This window comes from Larkinella insperata, from assembly GCF_026248825.1.
Lineage (GTDB): Bacteria > Bacteroidota > Bacteroidia > Cytophagales > Spirosomataceae > Larkinella > Larkinella insperata.
Map to the genome: position 1 here is coordinate 1,348,897 of NZ_CP110973.1, position 14,072 is coordinate 1,362,968.

The 14,072-nt window shown below is 52.4% G+C and carries 12 protein-coding genes; 10 read left to right on the forward strand and 2 right to left on the reverse strand.

Annotated elements, in window-relative coordinates:
* Window positions 1-158: 158 nt before the first annotated feature.
* Together OQ371_RS05430 and OQ371_RS05435 are read left to right on the forward strand one after the other, a co-directional pair.
* On the forward strand, window positions 159-2,039 hold the full coding sequence (locus tag OQ371_RS05430) for an ABC-F family ATP-binding cassette domain-containing protein (RefSeq protein WP_265992770.1): 1,881 nt from the start codon (window positions 159-161) through the stop codon (window positions 2,037-2,039).
* A 130-nt stretch (window positions 2,040-2,169) separates the two neighbouring features.
* On the forward strand, window positions 2,170-2,823 hold the full coding sequence (locus OQ371_RS05435; protein ID WP_265992771.1) for a DedA family protein: 654 nt from the start codon (window positions 2,170-2,172) through the stop codon (window positions 2,821-2,823).
* 10 nt (window positions 2,824-2,833) lie between these two features.
* On the opposite strand, the gene OQ371_RS05440 is transcribed toward OQ371_RS05435, so the two are convergent.
* Window positions 2,834-3,337, reverse strand: coding sequence for a Fur family transcriptional regulator (locus OQ371_RS05440; protein ID WP_265992772.1), 504 nt, complete (start codon window positions 3,335-3,337; stop codon window positions 2,834-2,836).
* 243 nt (window positions 3,338-3,580) lie between these two features.
* Window positions 3,581-4,093 (reverse strand): gamma carbonic anhydrase family protein, encoded by a 513-nt coding sequence (locus tag OQ371_RS05445; protein ID WP_265992773.1) that lies wholly within the window; start codon window positions 4,091-4,093, stop codon window positions 3,581-3,583.
* A gap of 248 nt (window positions 4,094-4,341) precedes the next feature.
* Here OQ371_RS05445 and OQ371_RS05450 point away from each other — a divergent pair, with 248 nt between their 5' ends.
* The 8 genes from OQ371_RS05450 to OQ371_RS05485 all read left to right on the forward strand — a co-directional run bounded on the left by OQ371_RS05450 (window position 4,342) and on the right by OQ371_RS05485 (window position 14,062).
* On the forward strand, window positions 4,342-6,672 hold the full coding sequence (locus OQ371_RS05450; RefSeq protein WP_265994267.1) for an SLBB domain-containing protein: 2,331 nt from the start codon (window positions 4,342-4,344) through the stop codon (window positions 6,670-6,672).
* 33 nt (window positions 6,673-6,705) lie between these two features.
* Window positions 6,706-7,818: a GNVR domain-containing protein gene (locus tag OQ371_RS05455; protein ID WP_265992774.1), complete on the forward strand. Its 1,113-nt coding sequence runs from the start codon at window positions 6,706-6,708 to the stop codon at window positions 7,816-7,818.
* Between the two features lie 6 nt (window positions 7,819-7,824).
* Complete coding sequence (locus OQ371_RS05460) at window positions 7,825-8,805, forward strand: GDP-mannose 4,6-dehydratase (RefSeq protein WP_265992775.1); 981 nt, start codon at window positions 7,825-7,827, stop codon at window positions 8,803-8,805.
* A 9-nt stretch (window positions 8,806-8,814) separates the two neighbouring features.
* Window positions 8,815-10,158: a flippase gene (locus OQ371_RS05465; RefSeq protein WP_265992776.1), complete on the forward strand. Its 1,344-nt coding sequence runs from the start codon at window positions 8,815-8,817 to the stop codon at window positions 10,156-10,158.
* A gap of 193 nt (window positions 10,159-10,351) precedes the next feature.
* Window positions 10,352-11,038, forward strand: a complete 687-nt coding sequence (locus OQ371_RS05470) for an O-methyltransferase (protein ID WP_265992777.1) — start codon at window positions 10,352-10,354, stop codon at window positions 11,036-11,038.
* A 217-nt stretch (window positions 11,039-11,255) separates the two neighbouring features.
* The gene (locus tag OQ371_RS05475) at window positions 11,256-12,173 is read left to right on the forward strand and encodes a nucleotide-diphospho-sugar transferase (protein WP_265992778.1); all 918 of its coding nucleotides are present in this window, start codon (window positions 11,256-11,258) and stop codon (window positions 12,171-12,173) included.
* Window positions 12,174-12,222: 49 nt separating this feature from the next.
* Window positions 12,223-13,035 carry a class I SAM-dependent methyltransferase gene (locus tag OQ371_RS05480; protein ID WP_265992779.1) on the forward strand — a complete coding sequence of 271 codons (813 nt, stop codon included), beginning with the start codon at window positions 12,223-12,225 and terminating at the stop codon, window positions 13,033-13,035.
* Window positions 13,036-13,105: 70 nt separating this feature from the next.
* Window positions 13,106-14,062: a nucleotide-diphospho-sugar transferase gene (locus tag OQ371_RS05485; protein ID WP_265992780.1), complete on the forward strand. Its 957-nt coding sequence runs from the start codon at window positions 13,106-13,108 to the stop codon at window positions 14,060-14,062.
* The last annotated feature ends 10 nt before the right edge of the window (window positions 14,063-14,072 follow it).

The window sequence follows — 14,072 nt, forward strand, 5'->3', positions numbered from 1 at the left end:
TAGTAATTCGTTAAAGGGAAACGGCCCGGAAATTTACCACTTTTCAGTTGAAAATTCTAAGTTACTCTGCCGAAAGCGAGCGTACAGGAACGTTTTAATCCGGAACTCCCCCGAATGGCTTCGGCGATCCCGTCCGGGTTGTGTATCTTTGCTGTACAATGAATTATTTATCCGCAGAAAATCTATCCAAATCCTTCGGCGACAAATGGTTATTCCGGAACGTCACGTTCGGAATGAGCCGGGGAGATAAAGTAGCCATCGTTGGGGCAAACGGAACCGGCAAATCTACGCTGTTGTCGATCCTGTCGGGGCAAACCCCACCGGACGAGGGAATTGTCAGCATTCGAAAAGATATTTCGGTCGGCTTTCTCGACCAGCAACCGCAGTTAGACAATGCCCTGACGGTCATTGAAGTCGTGCTGGCGGGCGACAATCCGGCCCTAACGGCCATTCGGCAGTATGAAAAAGCCCTGGTTTCCGACAATCCGGATGCCCTCGACCGGGCCATGCAACAGATGGACACGCTGCAAGCTTGGGATTACGAAACCCAGATGAAGCAGATTCTGGGTCAGTTGGGCATTCACGACGTTTCGCAGCCGGTTTCGACGCTCTCGGGCGGGCAGCGCAAGCGGGTCGCTATGGCGCAGGTGCTGATCGAAAATCCGGATTTGCTGATCATGGACGAACCGACCAACCACCTCGACCTGGAAACCATCGAGTGGCTGGAAAATTACTTGTCGACCAACAACTCCACACTCCTGCTGGTCTCGCACGACCGGTATTTTCTGGACCGGGTCTGCAACCAGATTGTTGAACTCGATCAGCAAACGCTTTTCAGTTACAAAGGCAACTACGCCTACTTCCTGGAAAAGAAAGCCGAGCGCCAGGCCGTTTTTGCCGCCGAAGTCGACAAGGCCAAGAACCTTTTCCGGCGCGAGCTGGACTGGATGCGCCGGCAACCCAAAGCCCGCGGCACCAAAGCCCAATACCGGATTGATGCATTCGACGACATCAAGGACAAAGCGCACCAGCGGGTGGGCAACGACCAATTGGAGCTGAACATCCGGACGCAGCGGCTCGGCAGCAAAATCATCGAACTCGAAAACGTCAGCAAACAGTTTGGCGAAAAAGTGCTGCTCGACCACTTTACGTATACCTTCCGGCGCAACGACCGCATCGGGATCATCGGGAAGAACGGCATGGGCAAAACCACCCTGCTGAACATGATCACCGGCGAACTGCGTCCTGACTCCGGCAAGATCGTTACGGGCGGAACCGTCAAAATTGGGTATTACACACAGTCGGATCTGGTCATTCCGGAAAACCAGCGGGTGATTGATGTGGTGCAGGAAGTGGCTGAAGTAATGAAACTCGGCACGGGCGAAACCGTAACGGCTTCCCAGTTCTTGCAGCATTTTCTATTCGACCGCGCCAAGCAGTACGATTACGTGCACAAACTGTCGGGGGGCGAAAAACGGCGGCTGCAATTGCTGCTGGTCCTGGTGCAAAATCCAAACTTCCTGATTCTGGATGAGCCCACAAACGACCTGGACATTACGACGCTGAACGTTCTGGAAGAATTTTTGATGAATTTTCCGGGCTGCATACTGCTCGTCTCGCACGACCGTTATTTCATGGATCGGCTGGTTGAGCACACCTTTATCTTTGAAGGCGATGGCAAGGTTGCCGACTTTCCGGGCAACTACACCGACTACCGGGAGCGGAAAGCCAGCGAACCCGCCGAGCGGAAACCGGCCGAGAAATCGAAACCGGCTTCCGTGGCTCCGGCACCGGAAAATAAACCCGCGGTCAGTACCGAAGGCAAACGCAAGCTTTCGTTTAAGGAGCAGCGGGAATATGAAGCGTTGGAAAAAGAAATTGAGGAACTTGAACAACGGAAAAGCGGTTTATTGGGTCAGTTGAACAATGGTTCCGGCAACCACGAGGAACTGACGGCGTGGGCCCGGGAAATTGAGCAACTTGATCAGCAAATTTCCGAAAAATCAGACCGCTGGCTTGAGCTGGCAGAACTTTTATAATTGTGAATGGGTGAACGAGCGATTAACGGGTCCGCCCGTGCGGTAAATAGTTGACGCGGTCAGTTACTCAAAAATCGCAATTTTTGATCTATTCATCCAGTCGTTCATTTCCTTATCCACCCTTTAAACTATGGACCAAATCGTCGACTTTTTCAAATACCTGCTCGATTCGAAAGAGATTATCCAGACGGGCGGTTTGGTGCTGATTACGTTGATTATTTTTATTGAAAACGGCATCTTCTTCGGCTTTTTTCTGCCGGGGGATTACCTGCTCTTCCTGTCGGGTGTTTTTGCCGGAACGGGGGTCCTGCCGGTATCACTGCTGGTGTTGCTGTCCTGTATTTTCGGGGCCGCGGTGACGGGTTCGCTGACGGGCTATCTGACGGGACGGTATTTCGGCGACCGGTTACAAAACCGGCCCGACTCGCTGTTTTTCAAGCAAAAATACATTGAAACTACCCGCGAATACTTTTTGAAATACGGTAGCCGGACCCTGATTGTCGCCCGGTTTTTGCCGGTTGTCCGCACGTTTGCACCCATTCTGTCCGGCCTGATTCGGATGAATTTCCAGTATTTTATGCTCTATAATGTGATTGGCGGGGCCGTTTGGGTGTTTTCGCTGGTCGGAGGTGGTTTTTATTTCGGCGAGAAATTCCCGTGGATCGTCGATTACGTCCACTACATCATCATTTTTTTTCTGGCTATTACCACTTTTACGGTGATCCGGGGCTACATCAACGCCCGCCGGGATATGAAGCAGCCGAAGGAAACAATCAGCGAATAACCTCCGCTACTCAGTTGCTGTTTGCGTTGGCCGCAGCGGCTTTCGTCCGGGCCACACACATTTCATCGTTGCATTCGCCGTAAAAAACCAGGGAGTGCGACTCCACCTGGAATTGCATCGTGTGGCCAACGGTGGTCTTGATCAGTTGCAAACGCGGGTCGCAGAACTCAATGACCCGGTGACAGTTGACACAGATCAGGTGCGCGTGCTGCTGCCGCCCGAGCCCTTTTTCAAAACGGCTTTTCGTATTGTCTTCGTCGCCAAACTGGTTTTTCCGGACCAGTCCGCAATCGACCAGCACTTCCAGGGTATTGTAAACCGTAGCCCGGCTGACGGCAAACGACCGCTGGTGCATGGCCTGATACAAATCTTCCGCATCAAAATGATCGTCGCGGGAGTACACTTCTTCCAGAATGGCGAACCGTTCGGACGACCGGCGCAGTCCTTTTTTGAGCAGGTATTCTTCCAGTTTGTTTCGGGCTGTTGTCAGTAATGAGGGTGTTGAATCCAGCATATCAGTAGGGAAGTGATGGCTCCGAAAAGGCTGAAGTCATACACGGTGGAAACCGCTGCTAATCAATCTAATGCAGATTAGCAACTTATTTAGACTAATTTCAAACAAAAATACAACCCAAAGCAATGCAATGCAACTGATTTTATAAGTACTTTTGATTAAATTAGGCAATTTCCCAACATGAATCTAACCACTCATTTTCAGCCATTTATCAACCTACTTAAGCTGCAAACCGCTGACTGATTAGTCCTGATACCACCCGGCGTACATGACGTAATTATTGGCCGTCCGCATGAATACTTCACCGAGCTCGGGCGTTACGTTTTTCAGGAAACGGGCGGGATTTCCGGCGTAAATTGTTCCCGGAGGCACAACGGTATTTTGCGTCACAATGGCTCCAGCCGCAACGATCGAGCCGGTTCCAATTACCGCGCCATCCATCACAATGGCTCCCATCCCGATCAAAACCTTGTCTTCGATGGTACACCCGTGCACAATCGCGTTGTGGGCGATGGAAACGTAGTTGCCGATGGTAGTCTTAAATTTCTGGTAGGTACAGTGAATAACTGCCCCATCCTGAACGTTGCAATAATCACCCAGTGTAATGGAATTGACATCACCCCGTACTACGGCGTTGAACCAAACCGTGCAATTTCTTCCCATGACTACTTCACCGACAATGGTCGCATTATCGGCAAACCAACATTCCTCACCAGTTTTGGGATGGATACCACGCACAGACTTTATTAAGGCCATCTTAGCTGAGTTCTATTTTATCCGTTAATTATAGAGCAATCGTCGGGCGAAATAGCGTTTTTTTTGAATAAAAAGCCACTTTAAGACCATTGACTATAAAAAGCGGCAGAGAATCAATCAATTCGTACCTTTGTGGGCCAGATTACTTTCACTGCATGAACCGTAGCAGAAGACCATCTTATTTCTCAACGCGTCGTACCCCTTCGTTTTTGCTGTTGCAGCAACTTCCTGTGCTGTTCTTCGTTTTCATGCTGCTGATAGCCAGCGCAGCTTTTGCCCAGCAGCCCTCGCGGGCCGATCAACTGAACGACGAACAGATTATTGAATTTTACCAGCGGGCCCAGGCCAGCGGCCTGACCGAAATGCAGATCGAGCAGGCGGCCATGTCGCAGGGATATACCGTCAGCGACATTGCTAAAATGCGGCAACGAATGGCCAAAATCAAGCAGCAATCCAATCGGTCGGGCCAGCTATCCGTCGATACACTCATCAACCGGGCGCAGCAGGGCTCGCTGTCCCAACGGCCTTACGCGCTAAGCGATAGCCTGAATATGCTGCGACGCGACACCGTCCGCCGACCCTACATTTTCGGTTCTTCATTATTCAAGGGCACGAGCCTGACCTTCGAGCCAAACCTGCGAATTGCAACCCCCCGGAACTACGTGGTCGGCCCCGACGACGAACTGGTGGTAGAGATTTACGGAAATTCCTCCGAAAGCTTCCGGCTGCCCGTAAGCCCCGAAGGATCGGTCCGGATGCTCAATCTGGCTCCTATTTTTGTAAGCGGCCTTACCATCGAGCAGGCCGAACAGCGGATTATCGGGCGGCTCCGGCAGGCTTATCAGGGACTGAACCGGCCCGGCAGCGGCACCTACGCGTCCGTGACCCTGGGCAACATCCGCAGCATCCGGGTGACGCTGGTTGGTGAAGTCCTGGTGCCGGGCACCTACACGATTTCATCACTGGCAACGGCTTTCAACGCGCTGTATCTGGCGGGCGGACCCAATCCCGAAACGGGGTCTTTCCGCGATATTCAGGTCATTCGCAACAACCGGGTGATCCGGACCATCGACCTGTACGATTATCTGCTTCGGGCCGACAAAAAAGACGATATACGGCTGCTGGATCAGGATGTGATCCGGGTCAACGACTACGGCGTTCGGGTGGAGGTGCTCGGGCAAGTCAAACGCCCCGCCATTTATGAAGTCAAACCGGGCGAAACGCTCAAAAACGTGCTCGGTTTTGCCGGTGGTTTTACCGACCGGGCCTACACCTTTTCGCTAACGCTGCGCCGGAACACTCCGCGCGAGTTACGCATTTCAACCATTACCCAGGAACAGATCGCTGCCTTTGTCCCTCAGTCGGGCGACCGCTACACGATCGGTGAAATTCTGGGCCGCTACGAAAACCGGGTCCAGTTGACGGGCGCCGTGATGCGTCCGGGCGATTACGCGCTGGGGGATGACATTACGTCGGTACGTTCCCTCATCAGCCGGGCCGAAGGGCTACGGAAAGACGCCTTTCTGAACCGGGCAGTCTTGTACCGGGAACGCGAGAACATGGACCTGGAAGCCATTCCGTTCGATGTGGGGCGGCTGATGCGAAACGAAACGGAAGACCTGCCCCTGATGCGGCAGGATAGCGTGCACATTTACGCCGTTCGCGATCTGCGGGAGCCGTACTACGTCAGCATTGAGGGAGCGGTCAACCGGCCCGATACCCTGCCGTTTATTAGCAACCTGACCGTAACCGACCTGATTGCGCTGGCAGGCGGTTTTCAGGAGGGAGCAACGCCCACCCGGATTGAAGTGGCCCGGCGGATTCGGGAGGATACCACTAAAATGACGGGTCGTGAAACCGTTCAGATTTTTCAATTTGCCATTGACCGCGACTTGCAGCTTCAACCGTCCGAAGCGCGGTTTCTGCTCAAACCGTTTGATGTGGTCTACGTCCGGACTTCACCCCGTTATGAACTTCAGCAAAATGTTGCCGTGTTTGGCGAGGTGATGCACCCGGGCAACTACGCCATTGAGTCCCGGTCCGAACGCATTTCGGATGTGCTCCGGCGTGTGGGTGGGCTGAAGCCCGAAGCGTTTCTGCCCGGAGCCCGGTTTTCCCGGCGCGGAACCGTCATTGCCACCGACCTGGGGGCCATCCTGGAGGATCCGGGGGTGCCGGGCAATTTGCTGCTGGAAGTCGGCGATTCGCTGATTATTCCCAAGCGGCCCGAAGTTGTTACCATTGAAGGCGCCGTTCTCAATCCGTCGACGGTGGGCTTTACCGAAGGCTTTAATTTCAGGGATTATGTCACGCAGGCCGGTGGCTATACCGACAATGCGCGGCACAAAAGATCGTACATAGTTTACGCCAACGGCCTGAAAGACCGGACCAAACGGTTTTTGTTTTTCAGAAAATACCCAAAAGTTGAACCGGGTTCGCGGGTGATTGTTCCATTTGGACCGCTAACCGAAGAACGGCGTTTGACACCCGGTGAGCGCGTTGGCTTGATTACGGTGATTGGTACCATGACGGTTACGCTGGCCACCGCCGTTCTCAACCTAGCCCGATTGTTTCAATAATTTTATTCAGCGCCACGTCTATCAGGTCGCTTCATGTCAGTAACAACGCAAAAACCAGCCGCAGGCTCCGAAATGGAGGATGACCTGATCCAGATCCGGCCGGGTGATATTGGTAAGTTTTTACGGCGCAGCCGCCGGGCGGTGCTGTTGTTTGCCGCCTTGAGTACGGTGGTCGGACTTTACTACGCCTTTTCCAAACCGGATGATTACAAATCGCAGGTAATCGTCATGCCCGAAGTGGCAACGGGAAGTTCGGGCGGGGCCGGTGGTCTTGGATCGCTGGCGGGTCTGGCCGGGATCAACCTGGAAAACGCCGGTAGTGACGTTATTCGTCCTGATTTGTACCCCAATGTGCTGCAAAGTTTACCGTTCGCCCTGCAGGTGCTGAAGCAACCGGTATATTCCAAAAACTACGGAGCAACCATGCCGCTGCAAACGTACCTGAAACGCCAGGGACAGCAGACGGCTTTCCAACGGCTGGTTGGTAGCAACGGCGATACACCGGCCGATTCAAAACCGGCTTCGGTGCCCCTGCCTGATCCCAAAAATTACAGCAAGGCCTTGCAGATCACGCCCGAGCAGGAAGGATTGGCCGCTATGCTGATCAGCCGGATTACGACGACCTACGAACGCCGAACCGGGATGGTAACCATCGAAGTGATCATGCCCGACCCCGTGGTGGCTGCCACCGTCGCCCGCCTGTCGCTCGAATACCTGACGAATTACATCACCAGCTACCGGACGCAGAAGGTTCGGAATCAGGAACGGTTTCTGGTTCAGCAGGTCGAACAGGCCCGGCGACGGTATCAGGCCGCCGAATACGAGCTGGAAAGCTACCGAGACCGCAACCGAAGTCTATACAGCGGTCTGGCCCGCATTTCGGAACAACGGTTACAGGCGGACTACATGCTGGCCCAAAACGTTTTTAACGATTTGTCCCGGCAGTTGGAGCAAACCAAAATCAGGGTCCAGGAAGAGACGCCCGTTTTTAAAATGCTGGAACCACCCCGGATTCCATTGCGACCCAATGGCCCGAAGCGGATGTTGATTATTGTGGCCGCCATAGCCGCGGGGGTCTTCGCGGGCCTGGGCTGGACACTGGCGAAAATGATTTTAGAACGAGCCACCGTACCGTATAAAGAATAGCGAACTATGAAAAAAGCATTGATTTGTGGTGTCTCAGGGCAGGATGGTGCGTATCTGGCGCATTTGCTGCTGCAAAAAGGCTATGAGGTATACGGCGGTTCGCGCGATGCCCAGATGTCGTCGTTCGGGAACCTGAACCGGCTGAACATCCGGCCGCAGGTGAAGCTGGTATCGGTCAACATCAACGATTTTCGCAGTGTGTTGCAGACGCTGTTGAAAATCCGGCCCGACGAAGTGTATAACCTGGCGGGCCAGAGCTCGGTGGGGCTGTCGTTTGAACAACCCGTCGAGACCCTGGAAAGCATCAGCGTGGGCACCCTAAATCTGCTGGAAGCCATTCGGTTCAGCGACCTGCCGATCCGGTTGTACAACGCCGGCTCCAGTGAGTCGTTCGGCGACACGGGCCGGTTGGCCGCCAACGAAGAGACACCGTTCCGGCCCCGCAGTCCGTACGGGGTAGCCAAAGCCGCGGCATTCTGGCAGGTTGCCAATTACCGGGAAGCCTACCAGCTTTTTGCCAGCACCGGTATACTTTTCAACCACGAATCTCCCCTGCGCCCCGAACGGTTTGTAACGCAGAAAATCGTAGCAACCGCCTGCCGGATTGCGAAAGGCAGTGATGAAAAACTGACGCTCGGGAACATTGACATCGCCCGCGACTGGGGCTGGGCGCCCGATTACGTGGAAGCGATGTGGCTGATGCTCCAGCAGGACAAGCCCGACGATTACGTGATTGCTACGGGACATACCCGCAAACTCAAGGATTTCATCCGCATCGTGTTCGAGCAGGTAAATCTGGACTGGGAAGAGTACGTGCAGATCGATCCGTCGTTTTTCCGCCCCACCGACCTGGCCGAAGGAAATGCCAATCCTGCCAAAGCCTTATGGCATTTTGGCTGGGTGGCCAAGCACAAGATGGAAGACGTAGCCCGGCTGATGGTTGAGGCCCAGCTCAGTGGTGTAGCTCTTCCGACGGTTCCTGATTAACAGAACTTTATGATTGATTCACCTCCCAAAAAGCTGAGCGCAACAGCCCGAAGAGCTTTTGCCAATGCTGGATGGGTTTTCTTCGACCGCATTTTTCGGATGGCCACGGCTTTGCTGGTTGGCGTGTGGTCGGCGCGGTATTTGGGACCGTCTCAATTCGGCTTACTCAATTTTGCGAGCGTCTTTCCAACCGTGCTCACATCGCTGGCCGGTTTGGGCCTCGCCAATGTGCTGGTGACGGAACTGGTTCGTAACCGAGAATATTCCGAAAACCAGTTGTTGGGAACGTCTTTCATTCTGCGGCTCGTAGCCGGGACGGTCTCTCTGTTTGCCATTGCGGTTACCGTTCGTGTTCTGTACGGCGATCAGCCGGTTTTGCAGGCCATGATTTTGTTTACCAGTTCCGTACTGGTTTGCCAGAGTGCCGATGTCATCGACCTCCATTTTCAGTCGCGCGTCAAATCCAAGCTTTCCGTTATTGCCAAATCCATTGCCTTCCTTTTATCAACAGCATTACGGGTTTATTTTCTGGCCAATCAATTCAGCCTGCTGGCTTTCTCTTCGGTTGTTTTTGTTGAGGTAAGCTTATCGGCGTTCATTCTGATTTTAATTTACAACCGGCAGGAAGGGCAACACATCCTCAACTGGCGTTTCAGCCGTCGGCTGGCGACGTACTTGCTGCATTTGTCCTGGCCCATCATGATATCGGATTTTTTCATCTTTATCTACATGCGGGCCGACCAGTTTATGCTAAAGGAACTGGCAACCGATCTGGAGTTGGGCAAATTCAGTGCGGCTTTACGGCTTTCGGAAGTGTGGTATTTTATTGCGACGGCCATCACCTCATCGTTTTACCCGACCATCGTCAGTTTAAAAACCCAGAACGAAGAAGCGTTTCAGCGGGCTTTCCGGCAGTTGCTGACTCTGCTGCTGTCCATTAGCATCCTGATCGCAATTTTTATCACGCTCGCGGCTCCCTTTATCATTAATTTGCTCTACGGGCAGCAATACGAAGGGGTCGACGATATTCTGGTCATTCATATCTGGTCGGCGGTATTTGTTTTTATGGGCGTTGGCAGCAGCTACTGGTTTATCCTGCACGACCATCAACGTCTGCTGCTGGTCCGAACCATCGCCGGGGCCGTGATCAACATCCTGCTGAACTTTGTTTTGATTCCCCGCTACGGTGCTGTCGGAACTTCCATTGCGACGCTCATTGCACAAATGACGACGGCCTATTTCGTAAACTTTTTTATCGCCAAAGCGCGTCCGGTTTTCTTCGTTCAGACCGCAGCGTTCGCGGATGTGTTCAAGCTGACTTTGCTCCGGGAGCGGCTCAAACGCACACCCTGACTCCGCGCCTTGATGCCATAAACCGTGCAGCATTAGCTCTTCATTTCTACGCTTCCGGCCGGGTCTGAATTAGATAAAAAGTGCCATACAGATCAGCAAACTCCTACTGAATAAAAATATCTTTCTATTTCCAGCAATAAGCCTTTTTTTTGCCTCTAGTTCATTACGTTCCCAGGCCCAACTAATTACGCTTATGATTGGATACCTCATTGGTAAACTTCTGCAAGTTTTGCCGTATGAATACGGCGTCAGCTACAACAATTATAAAACGTTAAGCCACGAATTTGGTCATTTTAAAAGCGCTCAGAAGTGGCAATCGATCGATAAAAGCAGTAAGCCGATTCCCTGGTACACCTATCCGGCCATTGAATTTATCAATCAGCTGGATTTATCCGACAAAAGGGTTTTTGAGTATGGCTCCGGCAACTCGACCCTGTTCTGGGCCAGCCGGTGCCGGAAGGTAGTGGCAATTGAAGACGACAAAAAATGGTATGACACCATTCGGACTCGTTTGCCGCAAAACGTCGACTACCGGCTGATCGAGAACAAAGACGAGTATGTCACTGCTATTCAGCAGTTTCCTGATCTGTTCGATATCATCATTATTGACGGGAAATACCGTTTTGACTGCACGGCCAACTCCCGCGACCGGCTGTCGTCGACCGGTTTTTTCATTCTTGACAATGCGGACTGGCACCCGAAACCATCGAAGCTGCTTCGCGAGTCCGGCCTTATCGAAATCGACATGGCCGGCTTTAATCCGATCAACGGCTATACAACGACAACCTCTTTCTATTTATCGCGGCAGGTTGACTTCAAACCGGCGCACGATCGCCAGCCTATTCCCGGCATTGGCAGTATGCCCAACTCAGCCGAATAATTTAACCTGCTCTTTTTCAATAAGTTTCTTAATTTTATTGAGCCGACGGGCAACTTTTTAAGGCCGGATGCTGTCTTAAAAGGTAGCCGTATTTTCTTTTTGTTTCGTCGAAAATGCCTGAATTTCATATTGCTTTCCTGAAAATCGGCGTTACCAAAGTAAATGTGATCAAGCGAAGAGGCTTTTTCTTAACCAATTACCTAACCTCAACGTACCGATGCAATTTGACGTACCCATCCTGTTTCTTCTCTTTAACCGACCCGATCTAGCCCGCCAGGTACTTAACCGCATCCGGCAGATTCAGCCCCGGGAATTGTTTGTGTCGATTGATGGCCCACGCCCTAACCATCCAACGGATGCCGAACAGGTGGCTCAAAGTATTGCCCTGCTGGACGAAATTGACTGGCCCTGTCAGGTTCACCGGTTAATACAGGACCAGAATCTGGGTTGCCGCCAGGCCGTCAGTACGGCAATTACCTGGTTTTTTGAGCAGGTTGAAATGGGCATCATCCTGGAAGATGACTGCCTGCCCGACCCCAGCTTCTTTACCTTTTGCCGGGAAAACCTTCACCATCACCGGGATAACGCAACGGTTATGCACATAGGTGGTGTGAATTTTCAAAACGGTCAGTGGCACGGCGACGGCTCCTATTTTTACACCAAGATCTGTCACGTCTGGGGCTGGGCGAGCTGGCGCCGGGCTTGGGAAAAGTACGACGTTTCGATGGATTCGTACCCTGTTTTTCGCAAGCAGAACCGAATTGCCGACCTTTTCAGCGATCCTAAAGTTCAGGAATTCTGGATTGAAGCCTTTGACAGCGTTGCCTCCGGGCGCGTCAGTAGCTGGGCCTACCCGTGGGTGTACACGATCTGGATCAACAACGGTCTTTGCATTTATCCCAACCGGAACCTGATTACCAACATTGGTTTTGGCGGAGATGCTACCCACACCCGCGACGACAACGATTCGCTCGCCAACCAACCGCTGCAAGCCATCACGGAAGTCAAACATCCGGCCTTTCTAATTGAAAATGTGCAGGCTACCGACTATTCAGCCAATAATTACTTTAAAAAACCGGGGTGGATGGCCATAAAAACAGAAAGTCTGAAAAGACGCCTGGGTCTGAAAAATTAGTTTTATTTTTGGATTTGCTTACGAGCACAACGACCAGGAAACCGCCTTTATGACCTGCCATATTTGCAATACCCCATCGAACGACTCTTTCCAGGTGAAAGTATTGTTCAAATATGATGTCACCTATTACCGCTGCCGGGAGTGCGGCTTTATTCAGACCGAAAGCCCGTACTGGCTGCCCGAGGCTTACGAATCGGCCATCACTTCGCTGGATATCGGGCTGGTTTCCCGGAACGTAACCTGGGCTCCCACCGTTGAAGCCATCATCCGGAAATGGTTTCGGCCGGAAGGGCCGTTTCTGGATTACGGGGGCGGTTATGGCTTGTTTGTCCGCATGATGCGCGACCGCGGTTTTGCGTTCATCCGGCAGGACCAGTATTGCGAGAACCTCTTCGCCAAGCATTTCGACATGACCGATCAGCCACCGGGGCAGACTTACGAGCTGGTTACCGCTTTTGAAGTGTTTGAGCACTTACCTGACCCGGTGGCTACCGTCGATCAGATGCTGCAGGCCGGGAAAAGCATCCTGTTTTCCACGAAAGTTCAGCCCAACCCGAACGTCACTCCGGAAACCTGGTGGTATTTCATTCCCGAAACGGGGCAGCACGTTGCCCTTTATAGCCTGGAATCGCTACAGCGGCTGGCTAAACGGTTTGGCTTGCAGCTGTTTAGCGACGGACACGATTTACACCTGATGACGGCTAAATCCATTGATCCAACCTGGTTCCGGTGGTTGACTCACCCGAGAAAGGTTCAGTTATTCAACCGATTCCACTCCTATAAAGCCCGGCCTTTATTGGATCAAGACTTCCAAAAAGTATATGATTCCGTGAAGACACAACCACTTAAAGACCTTATTTGATAGCGTCGCCTTTATTTTGTACCTTAATTGCGAAATTAGCAATTGAAAAAATATTAGGCCATCTCCCTCAGTGTCTACACAATTAGATATTCCGGTTCTGTTTATCTTATTCAACCGGCCTCGGCACGCACGCAAAGTCTTAGAACAAATCCGTCAGGCACAACCCAAGGAGCTTTTTATCGCCATTGATGGCCCCCGTCCCAATCACCCCACCGACCGGGAGCAAGTCGCCCAGTGCACAGCCCTGCTCGACGAGATCGACTGGCCCTGTCAGGTGTACAAGTTGATTCAACCCCGGAATCTGGGCTGCAAACGAGGGGTCAGTACGGCGATTACCTGGTTTTTTGAGCAGGTTGAAATGGGCATTATCCTGGAAGATGACTGCCTGCCCGACCCCAGCTTCTTTACCTTTTGCCGGGAGACGCTGCTCTACCATCAGCATAACTCGAGCGTTATGCATATTTCCGGGGTTAATTTCCAGGGCGGGCAGCGGCACGGTGATGGCTCGTACTTTTATTCGAAAATCTGTCACATCTGGGGTTGGGCGACGTGGCGCCGGGCCTGGGCCAAATATGACGTTTCGATGCAGTCCTACGCTGAATTTCGCCAAAACCAGGTCATCAAAGATCTGTTTACGGATCAGAAAGTGCAGCAATTCTGGACGGAAGCCTTCGACGGGGTCTACGCGGGGCAAATTGACACCTGGGATTACCAGTGGTGTTACACCATCTGGACGAGCGGTGGTATCTGCGTCTGCCCCAACCAGAACCTGATTTCCAACATCGGTTTTGGGCAGGACGCTACGCACACCAAAGAAGACACCGAGTCGACGGGGAATCAGCCTTTACAGACACTGACCGAGATCGTTCACCCCCGATTTCTGATTGAAAGCCGCCGGGCCACCGAATATTCGTTGCATAAGTTTTTCCGAAAAGTGAGCGGGATCAAACAAAGAATGGAGAATATTACGAATAAACCCGGCTTGAAAAACGTGAAAACCACCTTCAGGAAGCATTTGCTTCCCTGAAAGATTCCTG

Coding starts and splice junctions, on each gene's coding strand:
- OQ371_RS05430 (WP_265992770.1), top strand. CDS start 159: ATGAATTATTTATCCGCAGAAAATCTATCCAAATCCTTCGGCGACAAA.
- OQ371_RS05435 (WP_265992771.1), top strand. CDS start 2,170: ATGGACCAAATCGTCGACTTTTTCAAATACCTGCTCGATTCGAAAGAG.
- OQ371_RS05440 (WP_265992772.1), bottom strand. CDS start 3,337: ATGCTGGATTCAACACCCTCATTACTGACAACAGCCCGAAACAAACTG.
- OQ371_RS05445 (WP_265992773.1), bottom strand. CDS start 4,093: ATGGCCTTAATAAAGTCTGTGCGTGGTATCCATCCCAAAACTGGTGAG.
- OQ371_RS05450 (WP_265994267.1), top strand. CDS start 4,342: ATGCTGCTGATAGCCAGCGCAGCTTTTGCCCAGCAGCCCTCGCGGGCC.
- OQ371_RS05455 (WP_265992774.1), top strand. CDS start 6,706: ATGTCAGTAACAACGCAAAAACCAGCCGCAGGCTCCGAAATGGAGGAT.
- OQ371_RS05460 (WP_265992775.1), top strand. CDS start 7,825: ATGAAAAAAGCATTGATTTGTGGTGTCTCAGGGCAGGATGGTGCGTAT.
- OQ371_RS05465 (WP_265992776.1), top strand. CDS start 8,815: ATGATTGATTCACCTCCCAAAAAGCTGAGCGCAACAGCCCGAAGAGCT.
- OQ371_RS05470 (WP_265992777.1), top strand. CDS start 10,352: ATGATTGGATACCTCATTGGTAAACTTCTGCAAGTTTTGCCGTATGAA.
- OQ371_RS05475 (WP_265992778.1), top strand. CDS start 11,256: ATGCAATTTGACGTACCCATCCTGTTTCTTCTCTTTAACCGACCCGAT.
- OQ371_RS05480 (WP_265992779.1), top strand. CDS start 12,223: ATGACCTGCCATATTTGCAATACCCCATCGAACGACTCTTTCCAGGTG.